Genomic DNA, 17,527 nt, shown 5'->3' with positions numbered 1-17,527 from the left:
GTCACGGGTTTGTGACGTCGCTCCACCCTATCCGGGTGTCCTTGGTTTTCAACTACAAAAACCGACCACGCTTCTGCGGTCGCACGGCCCTGCGGCCGACGGCGTACTGCATATCGTAGACGTGGCGATCGACGATATTATTCGCCAACTGCCCGGCAAAATCTTGCCGTTCGCCACTCCACTCGTTTTTTCACGCAAGGTGCGCCGACAGCGAAGGCACTTACTTACATGGGGAGATGAAGAGTTTCCCCGATGCATCCTTATAGTAGCAGTTGCCAGGCTGGGATTTGACCTTTCCTACAAGCGCAGGCCCTTCGGGCGCCTTCGCCGGCGTCGTCGTGCAGCCAGCGGCCAAGAGTGCGGCGGCAAGTACCATTCCAATGCGTATCATACGCCCCTCCACCATGATTTCCTCAGTAAGGCGACACAGAATGCCAATCGAACATAGCATCCGGCAACCTGACTGGAAAGGCAAAAGGGCAAAACCTACTCTACGGGATTTACCTATCGGCCTTGGATAAGTATCTACTCGACAATGCATGCACATGCTGTAACCTGGATTACTGCATAAGCTTGGAAATACCGGTAGACCGCGCGATCGGCTCGTTATTTTCCACGTCTCGCTATGGCTGCGATGCACAGGATCGACGACAGTTTCAGCATCAGGAGAAGCGAGATCCGCAAATCGCGCAGGACGCGATTCTGGCGGCGGTTGACGCTTGTCATGCTCGCGGCGATCGTCTGCTCGGGCGGGCTTTACGGCTATTTCGCCTGGCGTGGGCAAGCAACAGACAGCGACGTGACGGATGACAACCAACCCTCCGAAGCCGAGATGCTCGCGGCTTACGCGCCCGAAATCATCGATCTCGCCGGCTCGCCGCTGAGGATCGAGCTTCCCGATGATGCAACGGCGTCCTCGCGGCTGCGCTGGTATGCCGCGCCGGCCGATCTGGCGAAATATGGCGTCGACGGCAGTGTCGCGGTGCTGCATGAACGCATCCTGCCGACCAGCACCCAGCTGATGCTGAAAATACCGTCAACACAGCGCGATTTCGCCTTCTTCGAAGCCCAGAAAGTCGCTAGACCGCAGCCTGTCCAGCCTGACTCAAAATCCTTTGCCCATATCGCCAAGGACACCAGGACGGACGACGCCGGCGAGCAGCCGACCGCAAAAGCCGAGCAGATCTCGACAAACGCCACCGATGCCGGCACCGACCGTGACGATTGGGGCGAACTCAACGGTTCCAACCTGGCCCCCGGCGAGAGCAAGTGGAAGAAGACTGCCATCGAGGACAATGTCTCGACCGCCTATGTCATCCCGGAGGCAAGCCGCCAGCGCGCCACGACCGATCGCATCCTGCAGGTCACCGGCGATGTCGAACTCACCGATTTCCTCACCAAGAGCGATATCAATCCGGTGATCGCCAAGTTTGCCGGCGACGCGGTTTCGACGCAGTTTTCCTTGACCCAACTGACAGCCGGTTCCGTGGTGGCGCTACGCTTTGCCCAGCAACCCGGTGCGGGCACCGGAAAAAGCCGGCTGGTGCAGATCGCCCTTTACGAGCCGGGCAAATATATCGGCGCGCTCGCCGCCAGCCAGGACGGCACCTTCATGCCTTCGGTCGATCCCTGGGCGGACAAGGACCTGTCGGCGGTGAAGAAGCCCGAGGACCAGCCGCAAGTGGTGCAGAAGTACCGGCTGATCGACGGTGTCTATTCGGCGGCGATCCGCAACGGCATCGGCACCCGTATCGCCGGCGAGGCGATCATGCAGCTTTCCAAGAGTTATGACCTTGCCGAATATGCCAATGAATCAGACTGGGTAACGCTGCTTTACGCCGCCTCGCCGCGCGAACAGGACGGCAACCGGACCAACATGCTCTATATCAGCATCGACAGGGCAGACAGTTCGATCAAATGCTACGTAACGCTGCTCACCGACACGCATAATTTCGGCTGTTTCAACGAGAATGGCACCACGAATGCGACCACGGCGCAGAACGGCATGGTCATGCCGGTCGAAGGCGTCATGACCTCGGCCTTCGGCCCAAGGCTGAATCCGGTGCTGAAGAAGGTGCTGTTGAACAAGGGCGTCGATTGGACGGCGCCGATCGGTACGCCGGTGCGGGCGGCCTATGCCGGTACCGTCGAATTCGTTGGCGACAAGGGCAATCTCGGCAACTATATCCAGCTCGATCATGCCAGGCATTTCGAAACCAGCTATGCGCATCTTTCCGCGTTTGCGACCGGCCTGAAGGTGGGAATGAAGGTCAAGGCCGGCGACCTGATCGGCTATGTCGGCACCAGCGGTCATTCAACCGGCCCACATCTGCACTTCGAAGCCTATCGCAACGGCCAGGCCGTCGATCCCCTGCAGATGAACGTCGCCGAAGTCGGCAACGATGCGCAGGCGGTCCAGGACCTGATCAACCGGATCATTCATGTCGAAAGCGGCGGCAAGAGCGATGCGAAGAACCCACGCTCCTCCGCGACAGGTCTTGGCCAGTTCATCGATTCGACCTGGATCCGGATGATCAGCTCGTATCGGCCGGAACTGATGAGCAGCCTGTCCAGGGCGCAGGTGCTGGCGCTCAGGACCGATCCGACGATCTCGCGTGAAATGCTCGGCAATCTGGCACGCGAAAACGAGGATTATCTGAAATCCCGCGGCCATCCGATCACGGCAGCACATCTCTATCTCGCCCATTTCCTCGGTCCGGGCGGGGCCGACCTGATCCTGAGTTCGTCGGGGACGGCGCTCGTCTCCACCATTGTCGGCGCCGACGTGATGAAGGCCAATCCGCATCTCAACGGCATGACCGTCAACGATATCAATGCCTGGACGGCGCGGGTCATGGGACGAAAAGTCGCCAAGACGGCCGAGGACGAAGCCGACCAGGCACCGCAGAAGGTACCGATCGCACCACCTGCGGACTATGTCGCCTACAAGGGCTACATTGAGCAGATCCTCAAGCTCGCCATCACCGCATCGGGATAAAGGTGCCCGCTACGCCGCAGCCTTTACCGTCCGAGGCAGCCCGCCATGCAGGTCGAGGCAGCGCTGGAACCAGTCGCTGACCGGATCGTCGGCCTTGAGCAGCGGCTTCGGCGAGGCGACGCGAGCCCATTGCAGCGCGCCGAACAGGATATAGTCGGCGAAGAGCGGGCCGTCGCCGCCGAGATATTTCTGAAAGCGCAGCACATGCCGCATAGGCTCGAGCTTGGCGGCGAAGGCGGCCGCCTCGTTCTCCCAATCGCCGGAGATCTCCTCCAGTGTGCGGCCGAGACGCACCTCGCGGCTTTTGCGAAAGTAGGCCTGGTCCTCAGGCGCCAGCACGTCATGGATATCCTTGACGATGATCCGCATCAGCGCCGCCTGGACGACGAACTGCGTATAGCCTTCGATGCCGCGGCTCAGCGACTTGCCGCCCTCGCCGCCGAAGAGACTGGGACGGTCGGGATAGGTCTCCTCCAGGTAAACCGCGATGTCGAAACTGTCGCGGACCAGGCGCCCATTGTCGTCGAGCACCGGCACCGTGGGCGAAAAACCGCCCTCGATCTTCGGAATCTCGGTAAACGGCGTCGGCCGCTCCTCGAACTCCAGCCCCTTGTGATGCAGCGCCATGACGATCTTCCAGGAATGCGGGGAAAACCGCCGCGCCGCATCGGCACCACACAAAGTATAAAGCACTCTCGCCATCACCGCCTCCTGATCGTTCGTGCGCGATAGTTGAGCGCAAAGGCGCTGTTTCGGCAATTCAAAAAATGTCATGCAAACCATCTGGAAAAGTCGATTGATCCGGCCGCAAAGGCATGAATGAATGCCGCCAAAACCCGTCAAGGAATTTGTCATGAAAACCGATTTCCAGATGTTTGCCGCCTATAACAGCTGGGCGAACGGCGTCGTCTATGCCGCGGCAGATGACTTGTCGCCCGAAGAGTTCAACGCCAGCAAGGGCGCCTTCTTCGGCTCGATGATGGGCACGCTCAATCACCTCCTCTGCGCCGACCGCATCTGGATGCGCCGCTTCACCGGCGAGGGCGAAGCGCCCAAGKCGCTCAACACCGTGCTTYTCCCGGAACTTTCAGCGCTCAAGCAGGCACGCGACGCCGAGGACGCCCGCATCAGCGCATGGATCGATAGCGTTGATGAAAGTATGTTCGGCGAGAATTTCACCTATACGCCGATCAGCACGCCCGAGCCGGTGACGCAGAAGCTCGGCTCTGCCGTTTTTCATTTCTTCAACCACCAGACCCATCACAGGGGGCAGTGCCATATGATTTTGACTGCGCTGGGCAAGCCTTCAATCACACTCGACCTAGTGGCTTTCCAGCGTGTTGCCGGCCAGCGGTGGCTTTGAAATTCCGCGCCAGTGGTCGGTTCGGCAAAACCGTCACTGGCGCGCTTTTGGCGCACACTGGTCAAAAAAAGGCAGCGCGACATAGGTTCTCAAGCGTCGCCGCAGCCTTAGAGTCCGTCCGGGACGTTTTCTTTTTGAATTCAGTCGCTTACCGTTTTTAGAGAATTCGCCTCAAATCATCTAACTTGCTGATATTGTGTATTTTTCTGGTCGAGGCGACTGAAAAATTCGGGAACTGGATTGGGATTTCCAAGCGATTTCAGTGGGTTGCTTCCGGACAGACTCTTAGAAAGATAATCCGGCGCATGTGGCGCGTACCGCATGGTCATCTCGAACCCGAGGCGGCGATGGCCGAGTTGGTTGGCAATCTCCATCCGTATCGACACCCTCCATACGCATCCAGCGGGCACAAGTGTGCCGGATCGAATAGAGCGTGACCGCTTCATCCAGCCCTGCCCGCCGACGAACGCCTCTCACACCCGTCTCAGGTCTCAGCATGGGCTTTCCGTGGAATTTGAAGAGCCGACCATCAGGATAGTCCTTGAAACGCCTGTAAACGTCGCTTGAGAGTTTCACGACAGGGCGGTGAGGTGGAAAGRCGAGCGCAGGCAGCATATGCGAAAGCTCTTCGAGGCGGCCAAATTCACGATTCGTAAATCCAACCGGATTGTTACAAAAAATTCATAAATCCGGCGGGAACTAATTCGGCTGCTCGGCAATTTTCAGCGTACGCGGACAAAAATGGGACAACGCGTGGCTGCCGACTGCCTTCTTATCGGTAACCCCGTATGGACCCTTTGGGAGGATTCCATGTTACTCATTCTGCGTAAACTGGCCGGCACGACGGCCATTGCCACCTCAATCGCGCTGTCGCTCAGCATTTCCGCCCATGCTTGCGGCATGTTGGGCTGYGGCGTTGATCGCGCCGTGCACGTAAAAATCCCGAACATTCCGAGGATTACGAAGCAGGCAACGAAGGTTGTTCAGCAGGCGTCCAAGGACGTGCACAACGGCTTTCACGAACTCGGCAAGGTCAAGATTCAAGTGGCAGTATCTTCGTCGCCCAGCAACAATCGCAGCGGCGAGATGATGACCGACAATGACACGACTCATGAGAACACCGGGGCCAACACGACTGCCGGCATTGTCCTGCCGTTGCTCATGCCGCTTAACATCAAGCCGGTCGAAGTTCCCAGAGATGGCTATTTCGAGAACGCAACGCCGAGCTGCGGCGATCACTGCCCGGTTACGTTGGACGACATTGCGAACGGCAAATTCGACAACCCCGGTTCAGACCTTCCCGACGCCAAGGATATCGACAGCCCGAACCGCTGGCATCCACCTGTGCAGCAGGAAAATTCACTGCCTGAATGAACCATTGCATTGAGTAGCTTTGGCTAGTTTCAATTTAACAGCTACCAACCCCGGGGGCATGCTCCCTGGGGTTGCTCATTTTAGCCTTATGTCAACGATCTGGCTGTCATCACCCAACACGCCTCAACGCACGAGCGTGTCAGATACCGCCTTCTCAATATCGATGCCGGCGTCCTCACCAGCCTTGATGAAGGCCTGCCAGGCTCTGGCTTCCGGCAGCTTGTTCCGTGTGTCATTGATGGATTTGGCGATAGCCTTGACGGCAGCCTTGAAGGCTCTGCCTTACGAATTCATTTTGCTGCGCTCCAGCCGACGCGGGCATCCTTGCGCCACTTCACGTCCGCCGGCTTCATCTCTCCCAGCACAGCAAGCGTCTCGCCGAAAAGTTCAAACCTGCGGTCCTTGCGATACTTTAGCAGCACCACTCTCTCGTCATCAGGCATTGCCGTCGCGTGCTTGATAAGCGCTTCATTTTCCAAAATGTCCCGCAGAAGGTTGCGCGTAACCATGCGCTCTTCCCTCAACTCGGCGAGTTCGATCATGGAAGCGCTCGCGGAGAGCCTCTGCTCAACACCCTTTTGGATTTCAACGTCCAACATCCGGTGTTTTCTGATAATATAGCAGAGGTTGATCGCAGTCAGAGTGACGGAGCATAGAACCAGGTACAGCATTCCGAATTTCCATTCGCCAACAGGTTACGCGATTGTTGACGGAAATGGTTAATGCGCTGGATATGAATCCGCTTCAGAGCGAAAATTAATCGATAAAAGATTTTAAGATGCTCGTCCTGATCGTCGACGGCGTGTTGGCCATCGACGCATCTATCTTCGATGAACGGCTTCATCCGAGAAGGCACATTCGCCACCTCGTCGGCAACAATTGAGCAAACATCGATGGTCATGCTCGCCTCTTTCAAGCGAGCGATGTATTGCAGAAGCCAAACCGCTGCCAATGCGGGATAACCTTCACGAAGATGCCGACATTCGCTTATGATTTCGCTCGCCACTGCGCACAGATTTTTGAAATTAACGTAAATATCGGATCGTATTTGACTTAAATGTAAAACACCTCAAATTAGAAAACTGTAACGGCCCCGCAAATCCGTTGCATGCTAGACAAATTCCCCCGACGCCATGACGGTGTCGGGGGATTTTTGTGAGGTCCCTGACCTTTTTCCGATTATGGCGGCTTGAGCGATCTGCTCGGCACGGCGGATGAAATTTATCCAGCTGAAGTTTTCTGACGCGAAATACAGAGTGCGGGGCAGCATTTTTGCTCGCTCGAAGCGACACTCGGCCAATCACAGGACTGTTCTCGAATTTCTTCGTCGCAGCTAAGATTTGATGGCACGGAGATCTCGCGACGAAGGGAGGCTCGGCGGACCTCAAGCCTCCCCTCTTACGCAGCGCACCTCTGTCCCTGCACAGCGCGCTATGCATATGGATATGAAGCTTCAGACAGTTTTGCGCAATGTTTTAGGGATAGGTGAAATTGCCTATTCTGAGATCTTTCCACAACAGATCTGAGAATAGAGAGGGGGAGGCCCGCCTGCCTCCCCCTTAACAAAGGCTCCGGAGCCCTCTTACAGACTGGAGTAAGCTTGACGTTATCTGCTTCGCGACTCAGTGCATAGAATCATTTCTGCAACACTCACAGCTATTTTAAGTTTCCATTATTTAACAAACGGCAAGAATGAGCATGTTTTGCCCGATTTTCAGCGGAAATTAGTCTTCAATACCTGCTCTCGGGTCGGAGACCCATTGCAGTGGATGACGCGGTGAAGACTGGCTTCCGTTCGCTCGCCTGTGAACGCGATGCTGAAAAACTGCAATCCGACCGTGGAGATTCAAAGCCCTTCCTCACCTCTGAAGAGGGAATGAATCTAAGTTTTCAGGCCGAGATGGCTGCATCAGAACCGACCGCCCTTGCATGAAGCGTCAACCGACCCTAACTTAGCATCCGAAATCCTGACCTCAGAAGAATCAGCAAATTCAATAAAATACACGCATTGCGTGATATACGGACGGAACCAACGTGGAAGAGCGGAATAATAATTCTGTTCTCCTCCATCGGTGCGGCTTGTTTCGTCTGTGCTGGGATCAGTTTCGGCCCGTGCCAGGTTCGCGGCGCGGGCCGCTTTTTTGCGGTTGCCAGGAATCCAGACCGGCCTCATCGGTGTGAGGGCAGCCCGTCGCCTCCTCCCCAAGCACGCCCCCTTTCATTTTTTTTGACAATTGTCAGGAACCCTGCAGACTCTCAAACGTTTATGAGCCTGGCGGAATAAGATGCGGGGCGGAAGATGAACTTCCAATTCTATCTCAAAGGCGGGATCGTGCCCGCCGTCTACGATTTCGACATGACCGACACAGGCATGCTCTATCCGAGTGCCGCTCAGGCGTCGCGGAGCAAGGGCTGCGTCATGATTTTGCTGGAAAACAGCGGCGGCGGGCCTACCTTGGAGCAGGTTGCGACCATCAACCAGCTCTGCACCATCAATCCCGAATGGGAAAGCACCTTCTTCTTCGAGACAAAAACTGCCCTGGCCGGTTAGTGCGGAACCTTCGGAACTTTGGGTCGTTAGGCTGTCAAGTTGAAGCTCGGCATCTTGTCCCCCCAAAGCCGAGTGGTGCGAGAAGCCCACCCCCTGGCCCCTCCAGGCGGTGGGCTTTTTCACGCCGCAGGACGGGGTAGTTTCACTCCTGTATTCCACCCGGAAACGCCAGCCTCCTGATGTCAGATCATCCGATGGAGAAATGAGCGTCAGCCGAACATGCTGCACCGCAGCTTGAAACTTCCCTCCCGCCGGATTTTAGGCTAAAGGCGCGGGCATGATCACCATTACCGAACTTTCGGCCCGCATTGCCGGCCGCCTCCTCATCGACCATGCCAGTGTCACGCTTCCAGCGGGCACGAAGGCTGGGCTCGTTGGCCGCAACGGCGCGGGTAAATCCACGCTGTTCAGGATCATCACCGGCGAAATGGCGCCGGAGACCGGCTCCGTGCAGATCCCCAAGCAGGCGCGCATCGGCCAGGTGGCGCAGGAAGCGCCAGGCACGGATGAATCACTGATCGAAATCGTGCTTGCCGCCGACAAGGAGCGTGCTGCGCTGCTCAGCGAAGCCGAGACGGCCACAGATCCGCACCGCATAGCCGAAATCCAGATCAGGCTTGCCGATATCGACGCCTATTCGGCCGAGGCGCGCGCCGCCTCGATCCTCGCCGGCCTTGGTTTTGATGAGGCCGCACAACAGCGGCCGGTCAAAAGTTTTTCCGGCGGCTGGCGGATGCGCGTGGCACTCGCCGCCGTGCTGTTCTCCGAGCCCGATCTTCTCCTACTCGACGAGCCGACCAACTATCTCGACCTCGAAGGCACGCTCTGGCTCGAGGACTATATCAAACGCTACCCGCACACGGTCATGGTCATCAGCCACGATCGCGACATGCTGAATTCTGCGGTCAATGCGATCGTGCATCTGGACCAAAAGAAGCTCACTTTCTACCGCGGCACCTATGACAGTTTCGAGCGGCAGAAGGCGGAGGCCGAAGAGCTGCAGATGAAGGCCAAGGCCAAGAATGATGCGGCGCGAAAACACCTGCAAAGCTTTGTCGACCGCTTCCGCGCCAAAGCGACCAAGGCCAAGCAGGCACAGAGCCGCATCAAGGCACTGGAGCGCATGGGGACGGTCGCAGCGGTGGTCATCGACCATGTGCAAGGTTTCAGGTTTCCAGATCCGAAGAAGGAAGCGGCTTCGCCGATCATCACCGTCGATGGCGGTTCGGTAGGCTATACGGCCGGCAAGCCGATCCTCAAGGGCATGTCGCTTCGCATCGACACGGACGACCGCATTGCGCTGCTCGGTTCGAACGGCAACGGCAAATCTACCTTCGCCAAATTCATCTCGGGACGTTTGAAGCCGGAGGCTGGTCGGTTGACTGTGGCGCCGGGCTTGAAAGTGGGTTTCTTTGCCCAGCACCAGATCGACGACCTGATGCCGGAAGAAAGCGCTGTCGCGCATGTGCGCAGACTGATGCCGACCGATCCGGAGGCAAAGGTCAGGGCGCGGGTGGCGCAGATGGGGCTTTCGACCGCCAAGATGGATACGCCGGCCAAGGACCTGTCCGGCGGCGAGAAGGCCCGGCTGTTGATGGGTCTTGCCGCTTTCGACGCGCCGAATCTCCTGATCCTCGACGAACCGACCAACCATCTCGACATGGATAGCCGCCGGGCTTTGATCGAAGCGCTGAACGATTATTCCGGCGCCGTCATCCTCATCGCCCATGACCGGCACCTGATCGAGGCGACCGTCGACCGGCTCTGGATCGTCAAGGACGGCACCGTAAAACCGTTCGATGGCGACCTGGACGAATATCGCGACCTCGTCGTCGGTGCGGGCAGGAAGGCGAAGAAAAAGGAAGAGGCGGCTGCCCCAGCGGCCGAACCGGTCAAGGCTGATCCGGCGCGGCGCACCAATCCGAGCTTGCTCAAGAAGAAGGTGGACGAACTACAGTCACTGATGAGCCGGATCGAACGACTGATCCAGGGCATCGACACCGAGCTTGCGGACCCGGCGATTTTCGCCAGGAACCCCAACCGCGTCACCGAACTGACTGTCGCACGCGCCAATGCTGGAAAGAAGCTGGCCGATACCGAGGAGGAGTGGCTGCAGCTTTCACAGGAGTTGGAGACGGCGGCAAGCTAAACATCAGAACCGATTCGGGCAGAGCGCCTTGAACTGGTCGATGGCGACGTCGTAGCCGCTTGCCGTGCTGCCGTCGAGTTCTGAATTGTCGTTGTCATCTGTCTCGCGCAGCACATAGTCGGTGTTCGACGCGGTGTCGGCAGACTTGCGCCGTCCTTGAAACACATATTGGGCGCCGTAAAACGTTGTGAACGTGCCTGCGTTGCAATCGGCGGTGATCGTCAGTTGCAGCTCCTGCTTCAGTTCCTGCTTGACGCATTCTGGATCGGTGGTCATCTCATATTCGCGGCAGAAGTTCTCCGCATTGGCAAGCGTGTGCTCGGTGACGATCACGGCATGCTGCGTACCGATGCCCTGGCGGCTGCGAACCGTGACTTCCATCCCTGCCCGTGAGCCGTAGTAGAGAATGTCTTCTGCATCAGGCAGTGGGGAACTGTCATCCTGGGCGATCGACTGCAGTTCCTGTAGCGTCTGGTTCTGGATATCGGCAATGCATTTGACGTCGCTGCCGCAGGCTTTTCGTTTGGCAAGCATCTCCTGGGCCTTGGCACGAGCGGTGCGCTTGCCTGCCGCATGAACCGCGGCCAGATAGGCCTGGTTCACCATGTCGTCCGCCTGCAGCAGCGATGGATTGGCGCAAATAGCGATTTCGTCCGCGCTTGCAGCCTTGCCGCAGTCGAAGCTGGCCGCTTGCGCCTGGCCGCACAAAAATGCCGCCGACAAAAACACTGATATCCGCATCCACATGACAATCTTCCCAAATGCAAAATCCAACTGGCCGCTTGGCAATGTTATTACGGTCAAGCGTCGCCGGCAAACACCTGTCCAGCACGGACATGCCTTCGGCAGTTCGCAACAGTGAGCCAGCGTTCAGATGGACGTCGCCGAAGGCCGGAATATTCGCGGCAAGAGGCAATCATGCCTTATTATGCACCGCTCGACCAGCTTTTGTTGTCCGCAGAGCTTGATCTGTTCCGACAGCAGGCCAAGGCTTGAACACGGTGCCCGCCAGTTCGACAAACCCCGCCCGCAAAGCTATTGTGGCCGCAGGGAATCATTGACACCGGACGGAACCATGACAGCCGAAAAGCCTGCCGCGTCGACGCATGACAAGACGGGATCGAGCGGGGTCAACACACCGCGGCAGCAGCGGCTGCGTGATCTGCATGACCGGATCGGCGGTCAGTTGCCGACACCGATCTGGAACCTCAACAATTCGCTGTTGTTCTCCGACCGGTTGTCGATCTCGCGCATCCTCTATTTCGACAATCTTTACCGGCAGATCGTCGGCAATACCGGCGTGATCTGCGAATTCGGCGTGCTCTATGGCGCGACCCTGTCACTGCTCGCCAATCTGCGCGGTATCCACGAACCCTATAATTTCCTGCGCCGGATCATCGGCTTCGACACGTTTTCCGGCTTCAACAGCGAACTCACCGAAGCCGAAAAAGCACAGGGCTGGGAAGCGGGCGATTTCAGCACGCCTGAGGACTATGAGCAGACGCTCGCCGAACTGCTCGATGCCCACGAGGCCTATTCGCCGATCAACCACAAGCGCAAGTTCGAACTGGTGAAGGGCGACGTGACGAAGACGTTCGACACCTGGCTGGAAGCCAATCCCAGCACCGTCGTCGCCATGGCGATCTTCGACATGGATGTCTACCAGCCGACGAAGCACGTGCTGGAGCGGATTATCCCGCGCATGCCGAAGGGCGCGATCCTCGCCTTCGACGAGCTCAATTATCCGCTCTTCCCGGGCGAGACCGTGGCGCTGCACGAAGTGCTGGGCATCCACAATCTCCGCCTCAGGACCGATCCGCACAATGCGGCGCAGGCGTGGTGCGTGATCGAATAGATCAGGCTCCGCCCGACCAGCTCTTGTCGTCCGTCGCGGCCGGTTGGCCGGTGGAGATGGCGCTCTTGCGGGCATGATCGAAGATCTCGTGCAGGCGTTGCTCCTGCGTGCGGTCGAGATTGGTGCGCAATATGGTGCCGCCATAGCCCGCCATGGCTTCGATCACCCGATCAGAACTGGCGCGGTCGGCAAGCACGAAGAGTGCCGCCTGGCCCGGCCGCAGCACTGAGCCGACATCGCGCATGAAATCGTCATTGATGCCGTAGTCCGAAAGCGCACCGGCGAGCGCGCCGGAGGCGGCACCTGCCGCCACGCCGATCAGTGGATTGAAGAACAGGATGCCGGCGAGCAAGCCCCAGAAGGCACCACCGCTGGCCCCCACCGCCCAGAGATTGACCATCTGGTGCAGCTTGATCTGGCCATCCTCTTCGGCGGTGGCGACCACGGCGTCGCTGACAGTAACGAGATATTCCTTGGAGAGCTTGAAGAGGCCTGTGCGCGCTGCCTCTGCCTGCTGCTGGCTTTCATAACCGAAGACGATGAGTTCGGACATTGGCTCTCTCCTTTTGCCGATCGCTGATCGAGGCATATGAAACGATGATGAAAGCTGTGCGACAATAGCCGGCGCTCTCACCCCAGCTCAAACGTGGTGATGCCGAAAATCTTTGCAAGCGGCAGCGCCGGCGCGTCGCCACGATACATGCGCGCAGTCTCAAAGACGCTCGTCATGCCGTGACGTTCCGAAAGTGCACGGGCTGCCGCATTCGGCTCGGGGATATCGAGATAGATCGTGCCGCCGCCGGCCAGATGGACAAGATGGAGGAAGAGCCGCTCCGCAGTCGCCTCGTCGTCGGCAAAGAGCGGGCCGACCTTATGACCCTCGCGGCAAGCGCGGATCGTGCCCAACGCGGCGATTTTGCCATCGCGGATCAGGCAGGCACTGTGGCGTGTCGCCGTGTCCGTGTACCAGGCCGCGGCGAACCGTGGCCGAGCCGAGGGATTCATGGCGGCGTCATAGGCCAGGACCGCTTTCTGGTGAATGGGTGTGATGGTGGCAAAATCGGGATCAGCGGCACCCTGCCCGATCACACCACCAAAGCGCCAGTTGGCATGGGCGTAGACAAAGCCGGACTTCCGGTAGTTGGCCTGCTGGGCGACGACGCCGTCGAGCCCGATTGCACGCGCCCCGCTACGCTCAAGCACCGATCGCCACAGGCTGTAGCCCATGCTTCGCCCGCGATAGGCGGGATCGACGATGTAAAATCCGAGAAAGGCATAGCCTGATTGATGGTGCACGAGCGAGATCGCTGCGGTCATGCGCCCCTCAGCCTCCCCCACCCAATATCCTTCGGGATCGGACAGGCGGAATGGAACGAGATCGTCGTGGCCGGGATTCCAGCCTTCCCGCGCCGCCCATTCGATCATGGTCGCGACTTCGTCCGCCGTTGCCTGCCTTATCCGATAATCCTGCATCGATGCCACCCTTGCCGATGACGCTCAAACGACCATACTGCCAGTAAGAATGCCAGAGCCTCTGCCAGGGCTGCGCCGATTTTCATGCATTCGACCGCTTGCCGAAATTCAATGTTCTGCTAAACATCGCCAACAATAATCATACTTTTGGGAGAGAGACATGGCCCCCATCAAGCTCGGTATCGTCGGCGTCGGCAAGATCGTCCGCGATCAGCACCTGCCGTCGATCGCAAAGAATCCGGATTTCGAACTGGTGGCGACGGCCAGYCGTCACGGCACGGTCGACGGCGTTCCGGCCCATAAGACGATCGGCGAAATGCTCGCCGCCCATCCGGAGATCGACGCCGTGTCGCTCTGCATGCCGCCGCAATTCCGCTACGAGGCCGCCGCCGAAGCGCTCGCCGCCGGCAAGCATGTCTTCCTCGAAAAGCCGCCGGGTGCGACGATTTCCGAAGTCGAGGACCTGCAGCGGATGGCCGATGCCAAGAAAGTGTCGCTGTTTGCCAGCTGGCATTCGCGCTATGCGCCCGCCGTCGAGCGGGCCAAGGCGTGGCTGGCCGCTTCGCCGATCAAATCCATGACCGTGACCTGGAAGGAAGACGTACGCCACTGGCATCCGGGCCAGGCCTGGATCTGGGAGCCGGGCGGTCTCGGCGTGTTCGATCCGGGCATCAATGCGCTGTCGATCGTCACGCATATCCTGCCCAAGCCGATTTTCATCACGGCCGCCGAACTCGAATTCCCGGCAAACCGCGATGCACCGATCGCCGCGAGCCTGACCTTCTCCAATGCCGACAAACTACCGGTGAATGCGGTATTCGACTGGCGCCAGACCGGCAAGCAGAGCTGGGATATCGAGGCGGAAACCGAGGCTGGCAAGATGCGGCTCGCCGATGGCGGGGCGCGGTTCTTCCTCGGCGACAAGCTCGAATTCGAGGCGCCGGAACAGGAATATCCGAACCTCTACAGGCGCTTCGCCGAGATTGTGAAGGCGGGTGTTTCGGATGCCGATATCTCGCCGCTGACACATGTGGCGGATGCTTTCATGCTCGGTCGCCGCAAGGTGGTCGAGGCGTTCCACGACTGAGCCGGTCGGGCGACGGCCTGTGCCAATTGGCGACAGGCCCCGCCCAGGAGCGCTGCGTTTAACCGAAACGCAAGCCTTGCCTGTTAGCCTCCCGGCGTTGTGCTTAGCGTCCGGAGCCTGTCTTGCCTCTCCGCTTATCGAATTATTGCCGGAACTTGGGCCGTGTTGTGGGCCGTGGATTGGCGCGCCTTGCAGGCAATCGTGAGGGCAATATTGCGCTCACCTTTGGTTTGCTATCCATGCCGATTCTGGTCGGCCTTGGCGTCAGCGTCGACTATGTCCGCGCCTATAACGTCCGCGTGAAGATGCAGGCTGACCTGGACGTAGCGCTGATTGCTGCGGTCAAGAAAGTCGACAGTCTCGACGAGGGACAGATCAAGACGGAAGTCGGCAACTGGTTCACCGCGCAGGCCAGCGACAACCAGGCCAGCTACACGCTGCTGGTCGATACGATGGTGATCAGCAAGACCAACAGGACGATCAACGCGGTGGCGACCGGCGTGGTACCGACGGTCTTCCTCGGGCTGGCCAACATCAATTCGGTGAATGTCTCCGTCGCGACGTCGGTGGCGGGACCCGCGACATCCTATCTCAACGTTTATCTCGTCCTGGATAAGTCCGCATCGATGCTGCTCGCAGCGACGTCCTCTGGGCAGACCACGATGCAAAACTCGTCCGCCGGGTGCGTGTTTGCATGTCATGACGCGGAAAACGGAAGCCATCTTTATAATGGCGTCTACTATGCCAACAACTATACACTTTCCAAGGCCATGGGCGTGCAACTGCGCGCCGATGTGGCTGTCAGCGCCGCGAAGGAAGTCCTGGACCTGGTGACGGCGGCAGATCCGACGCAATCACGCATCAAGGTCGGCCTCTATTCGATCGGTGCGGATGCAACCCAGGTGCTGGCGCCCAGCAGCTCGATGACAACCGTAAAATCGACGCTGACGGATGATTCCAAGGGCTTGACCAGCGCCACGTCGCAGACGACGACCGATTTCCAGACCTCGCTCGCCACACTGGCCAGCCTCGTCGGTACGGCCGGCGACGGCAGTTCGGCGACGAAGCCGCTGAAACTCGTGCTGATGATGACCGACGGCGTCCAATCGCAGCGTCCATGGGTGACAAACAACCCCACGGGCACATGGAAGTGCACCTCGAAAATCAGCGGAACCTGCGTCAAATATAATACGGCCTATTTCCCGGACCAGTACAAGACCTCGCCGCTCAATCCGAGCTGGTGTGCCGGTTTGAAGGGAACCGGGATGACGCTTGGCGTGCTCTACACCGAATATCTGTCGATCGCTACAGACTGGGGTTATAACGGAACCGTTGGCGCCACAATGAAGACCAGCGGCTTCACCTCGCTCTGGGGAGGAACGATGCACACGGGTGTCAGCTCCTCGACCTCGCGCCAGGCTTACATTCCCTATGCCCTTGGCGACTGCGCCTCCAGCTCGGACATGTTCATTTCGGCAGCCGACCCCACTGCTATCGAATCGGGCCTTTCCTCACTCTTTCAGCAATATCTCGGGTCGGTGCGACTGACACAATAGGACAACGGCATGCGGATCTTTCGAMGTTTCATCACCAACAGAAAGGGCAGCGCAGCGATCGAATTCGCTATCCTGGCGCTGCCTTTCATGGTGCTGATCTTCGCCATCATCGAGATTGCGCTGATGTTCTTCATCGATTCAGGCCTCGATGCAGCGCTCCACAAGACAGTGCGACAGGTGCGTGTCGGCACGGCCAAGAATGCCTCGTGGAGCCTTGCGACCTTCAAGAGCACGCTGTGCGGCCAGTTGAGCTATTCTTTTTCCTGCAGCAGCAGCCTGCTGGTCCGCGCCGTCGTCGTTACCGATATGTCGTCGGTGTCGAAAACCAATCCGATCGTCAACGGCCAGCTCAGTGTGAGCGAAAACTTCAATATCGGCGGCTCCGGCGACTACGTGCTCGTCCAGGCCTTTCTGCCCTACGATCCCGTGCTGAAGCTCTACACGTTCGCCGGCGGGCGGCTGAATGACGGCCGCTACGTGCTGGGCGCGGCCGAACTCTTCAAGAACGAGCCCTTCTGATGCCGAAGCTTTTCCATAATCGCAACACGTGTGCAAAGAGCCGCCTGCGGCAGATCTGGGGCAGGCTTGCCCGCGACCGGCGCGGCGTGTCGGCGGTCGAGTTCGTGCTGATCTTCCCGCTGCTCGTCGGCCTGCTCGCAGGCACGGTCGATTTCGGGCAGGCGCTGATGGTGTCGCGCAAGATGGACCAGATCGTCAGCACGTTGGGCGATATGGTCTCGCAGAAATCGGCATGGACCACGTCCGATCTCGACGCGATCGTCACCGGCACGGCAACGATCATCCAGCCATTCGACAGTACCAACCTGCAGATCCAGATGACGGTGCTGGATGTGGCCACCAATCTCACCACCACGGTCAACTGGGCGCGTGCCTATCACACCACGGCGCTCACCAAGGGTTCTGCTTCACCGGTGACCATCCCCACCAATATCGCCGAGGCGGGCGTGCAACTGATTGCGGTGAAGGCTACCTATTCACTGACCACGCCGTTTTCCAGCCTGCTGAAACCGGTGACCGGCGTCACATCCTACTCCTACAGCAAGACCTATATCATGCGGCCACGTGTCAAGGACACGATCACGCTGAGCTGAGGCCGGGCC

20 protein-coding genes are annotated in these 17,527 nt (G+C 58.7%); 13 read left to right on the top strand and 7 right to left on the bottom strand.

All coding sequences use genetic code 11. The features are described from left to right. On the top strand, positions 1–448 hold a 448-nt coding region (locus AC1D06_RS28715; protein WP_477989265.1), incomplete at its 5' end, for a hypothetical protein. 177 nt (positions 449–625) lie between these two features. Then, positions 626–2,998, top strand: a complete 2,373-nt coding sequence (locus AC1D06_RS28710) for a M23 family metallopeptidase (protein WP_477989263.1) — start codon at positions 626–628, stop codon at positions 2,996–2,998. A gap of 9 nt (positions 2,999–3,007) precedes the next feature. Here the strand turns inward: AC1D06_RS28710 and AC1D06_RS28705 are convergent, their stop codons facing one another. Continuing rightward, positions 3,008–3,700, bottom strand: coding sequence for a glutathione S-transferase family protein (locus AC1D06_RS28705; RefSeq protein ID WP_477989261.1), 693 nt, complete (start codon positions 3,698–3,700; stop codon positions 3,008–3,010). A gap of 151 nt (positions 3,701–3,851) precedes the next feature. On the opposite strand from AC1D06_RS28705, the gene AC1D06_RS28700 reads away from it, so the two are divergent. Beyond that, positions 3,852–4,361, top strand: coding sequence for a DinB family protein (locus tag AC1D06_RS28700; protein WP_477989259.1), 510 nt, complete (start codon positions 3,852–3,854; stop codon positions 4,359–4,361). 176 nt (positions 4,362–4,537) lie between these two features. Here AC1D06_RS28700 and AC1D06_RS28695 read toward each other — a convergent pair whose 3' ends face one another. Further along, on the bottom strand, positions 4,538–4,735 hold the full coding sequence (locus AC1D06_RS28695) for a hypothetical protein (protein ID WP_477989257.1): 198 nt from the start codon (positions 4,733–4,735) through the stop codon (positions 4,538–4,540). Positions 4,736–5,171: 436 nt separating this feature from the next. On the opposite strand from AC1D06_RS28695, the gene AC1D06_RS28690 reads away from it, so the two are divergent. After that, positions 5,172–5,735, top strand: coding sequence for a hypothetical protein (locus tag AC1D06_RS28690; protein ID WP_477876498.1), 564 nt, complete (start codon positions 5,172–5,174; stop codon positions 5,733–5,735). A gap of 290 nt (positions 5,736–6,025) precedes the next feature. On the opposite strand, the gene AC1D06_RS28685 is transcribed toward AC1D06_RS28690, so the two are convergent. After that, on the bottom strand, positions 6,026–6,277 hold the full coding sequence (locus AC1D06_RS28685) for a hypothetical protein (protein ID WP_477876497.1): 252 nt from the start codon (positions 6,275–6,277) through the stop codon (positions 6,026–6,028). Between the two features lie 95 nt (positions 6,278–6,372). Next, positions 6,373–6,636, bottom strand: coding sequence for a hypothetical protein (locus AC1D06_RS28680; protein WP_477876496.1), 264 nt, complete (start codon positions 6,634–6,636; stop codon positions 6,373–6,375). An 864-nt stretch (positions 6,637–7,500) separates the two neighbouring features. On the opposite strand from AC1D06_RS28680, the gene AC1D06_RS28675 reads away from it, so the two are divergent. The 3 genes from AC1D06_RS28675 to AC1D06_RS28665 all read left to right on the top strand — a co-directional run bounded on the left by AC1D06_RS28675 (position 7,501) and on the right by AC1D06_RS28665 (position 10,435). Beyond that, positions 7,501–7,668 (top strand): hypothetical protein, encoded by a 168-nt coding sequence (locus tag AC1D06_RS28675; RefSeq protein WP_477876495.1) that lies wholly within the window; start codon positions 7,501–7,503, stop codon positions 7,666–7,668. Positions 7,669–8,034: 366 nt separating this feature from the next. Further along, entirely contained in the window at positions 8,035–8,286 is a 252-nt protein-coding gene (locus tag AC1D06_RS28670; RefSeq protein WP_477876494.1) for a hypothetical protein, read from the top strand. 277 nt (positions 8,287–8,563) lie between these two features. Beyond that, complete coding sequence (locus AC1D06_RS28665; protein WP_477989254.1) at positions 8,564–10,435, top strand: ABC-F family ATP-binding cassette domain-containing protein; 1,872 nt, start codon at positions 8,564–8,566, stop codon at positions 10,433–10,435. A 3-nt stretch (positions 10,436–10,438) separates the two neighbouring features. Here the strand turns inward: AC1D06_RS28665 and AC1D06_RS28660 are convergent, their stop codons facing one another. Next, on the bottom strand, positions 10,439–11,041 hold the full coding sequence (locus AC1D06_RS28660) for a lysozyme inhibitor LprI family protein (protein WP_477876492.1): 603 nt from the start codon (positions 11,039–11,041) through the stop codon (positions 10,439–10,441). Between the two features lie 25 nt (positions 11,042–11,066). Between AC1D06_RS28660 and AC1D06_RS28655 the strand changes: the two genes are divergently transcribed. Beyond that, positions 11,067–11,297 carry a hypothetical protein gene (locus tag AC1D06_RS28655; RefSeq protein WP_477876491.1) on the top strand — a complete coding sequence of 77 codons (231 nt, stop codon included), beginning with the start codon at positions 11,067–11,069 and terminating at the stop codon, positions 11,295–11,297. Between the two features lie 213 nt (positions 11,298–11,510). Beyond that, the gene (locus AC1D06_RS28650) at positions 11,511–12,290 is read left to right on the top strand and encodes a class I SAM-dependent methyltransferase (protein ID WP_477876490.1); all 780 of its coding nucleotides are present in this window, start codon (positions 11,511–11,513) and stop codon (positions 12,288–12,290) included. Between the two features lies 1 nt (position 12,291). Here the strand turns inward: AC1D06_RS28650 and AC1D06_RS28645 are convergent, their stop codons facing one another. Together AC1D06_RS28645 and AC1D06_RS28640 are read right to left on the bottom strand one after the other, a co-directional pair. Beyond that, entirely contained in the window at positions 12,292–12,843 is a 552-nt protein-coding gene (locus tag AC1D06_RS28645) for a DUF1269 domain-containing protein (RefSeq protein ID WP_477876489.1), read from the bottom strand. Positions 12,844–12,920: 77 nt separating this feature from the next. Beyond that, positions 12,921–13,763, bottom strand: coding sequence for a GNAT family N-acetyltransferase (locus tag AC1D06_RS28640; RefSeq protein WP_477989252.1), 843 nt, complete (start codon positions 13,761–13,763; stop codon positions 12,921–12,923). Between the two features lie 160 nt (positions 13,764–13,923). Here AC1D06_RS28640 and AC1D06_RS28635 point away from each other — a divergent pair, with 160 nt between their 5' ends. The 4 genes from AC1D06_RS28635 (at position 13,924) to AC1D06_RS28620 (ending at position 17,518) form a co-directional block, all read left to right on the top strand. Continuing rightward, positions 13,924–14,850: a Gfo/Idh/MocA family protein gene (locus AC1D06_RS28635; protein WP_477876487.1), complete on the top strand. Its 927-nt coding sequence runs from the start codon at positions 13,924–13,926 to the stop codon at positions 14,848–14,850. 155 nt (positions 14,851–15,005) lie between these two features. Then, entirely contained in the window at positions 15,006–16,406 is a 1,401-nt protein-coding gene (locus AC1D06_RS28630; protein ID WP_477989250.1) for a TadE/TadG family type IV pilus assembly protein, read from the top strand. A 9-nt stretch (positions 16,407–16,415) separates the two neighbouring features. Then, positions 16,416–16,925, top strand: a complete 510-nt coding sequence (locus tag AC1D06_RS28625) for a TadE/TadG family type IV pilus assembly protein (protein ID WP_477989248.1) — start codon at positions 16,416–16,418, stop codon at positions 16,923–16,925. Continuing rightward, positions 16,925–17,518, top strand: a complete 594-nt coding sequence (locus AC1D06_RS28620) for a TadE/TadG family type IV pilus assembly protein (protein WP_477876484.1) — start codon at positions 16,925–16,927, stop codon at positions 17,516–17,518. The genes AC1D06_RS28625 and AC1D06_RS28620 overlap by 1 nt, the downstream gene beginning before the upstream one ends. Positions 17,519–17,527 lie beyond the last annotated feature (9 nt).

The organism is Rhizobium sp. P2_G2 (assembly GCF_056403555.1).
The sequence above is the reverse complement of the archived record's forward strand: the minus strand, read 5'-3'. Positions and strand labels throughout refer to the sequence as shown.

Excerpts from the sequence above, each read along its gene's own strand:
- AC1D06_RS28710 (WP_477989263.1), top strand. The coding sequence starts at position 626 with ATGGCTGCGATGCACAGGATCGACGACAGTTTCAGCATCAGGAGAAGC.
- AC1D06_RS28705 (WP_477989261.1), bottom strand. The coding sequence starts at position 3,700 with ATGGCGAGAGTGCTTTATACTTTGTGTGGTGCCGATGCGGCGCGGCGG.
- AC1D06_RS28695 (WP_477989257.1), bottom strand. The coding sequence starts at position 4,735 with ATGGAGATTGCCAACCAACTCGGCCATCGCCGCCTCGGGTTCGAGATG.
- AC1D06_RS28685 (WP_477876497.1), bottom strand. The coding sequence starts at position 6,277 with ATGATCGAACTCGCCGAGTTGAGGGAAGAGCGCATGGTTACGCGCAAC.
- AC1D06_RS28680 (WP_477876496.1), bottom strand. The coding sequence starts at position 6,636 with ATGACCATCGATGTTTGCTCAATTGTTGCCGACGAGGTGGCGAATGTG.
- AC1D06_RS28670 (WP_477876494.1), top strand. The coding sequence starts at position 8,035 with ATGAACTTCCAATTCTATCTCAAAGGCGGGATCGTGCCCGCCGTCTAC.
- AC1D06_RS28665 (WP_477989254.1), top strand. The coding sequence starts at position 8,564 with ATGATCACCATTACCGAACTTTCGGCCCGCATTGCCGGCCGCCTCCTC.
- AC1D06_RS28660 (WP_477876492.1), bottom strand. The coding sequence starts at position 11,041 with ATGGTGAACCAGGCCTATCTGGCCGCGGTTCATGCGGCAGGCAAGCGC.
- AC1D06_RS28650 (WP_477876490.1), top strand. The coding sequence starts at position 11,511 with ATGACAGCCGAAAAGCCTGCCGCGTCGACGCATGACAAGACGGGATCG.
- AC1D06_RS28645 (WP_477876489.1), bottom strand. The coding sequence starts at position 12,843 with ATGTCCGAACTCATCGTCTTCGGTTATGAAAGCCAGCAGCAGGCAGAG.
- AC1D06_RS28640 (WP_477989252.1), bottom strand. The coding sequence starts at position 13,763 with ATGCAGGATTATCGGATAAGGCAGGCAACGGCGGACGAAGTCGCGACC.
- AC1D06_RS28620 (WP_477876484.1), top strand. The coding sequence starts at position 16,925 with ATGCCGAAGCTTTTCCATAATCGCAACACGTGTGCAAAGAGCCGCCTG.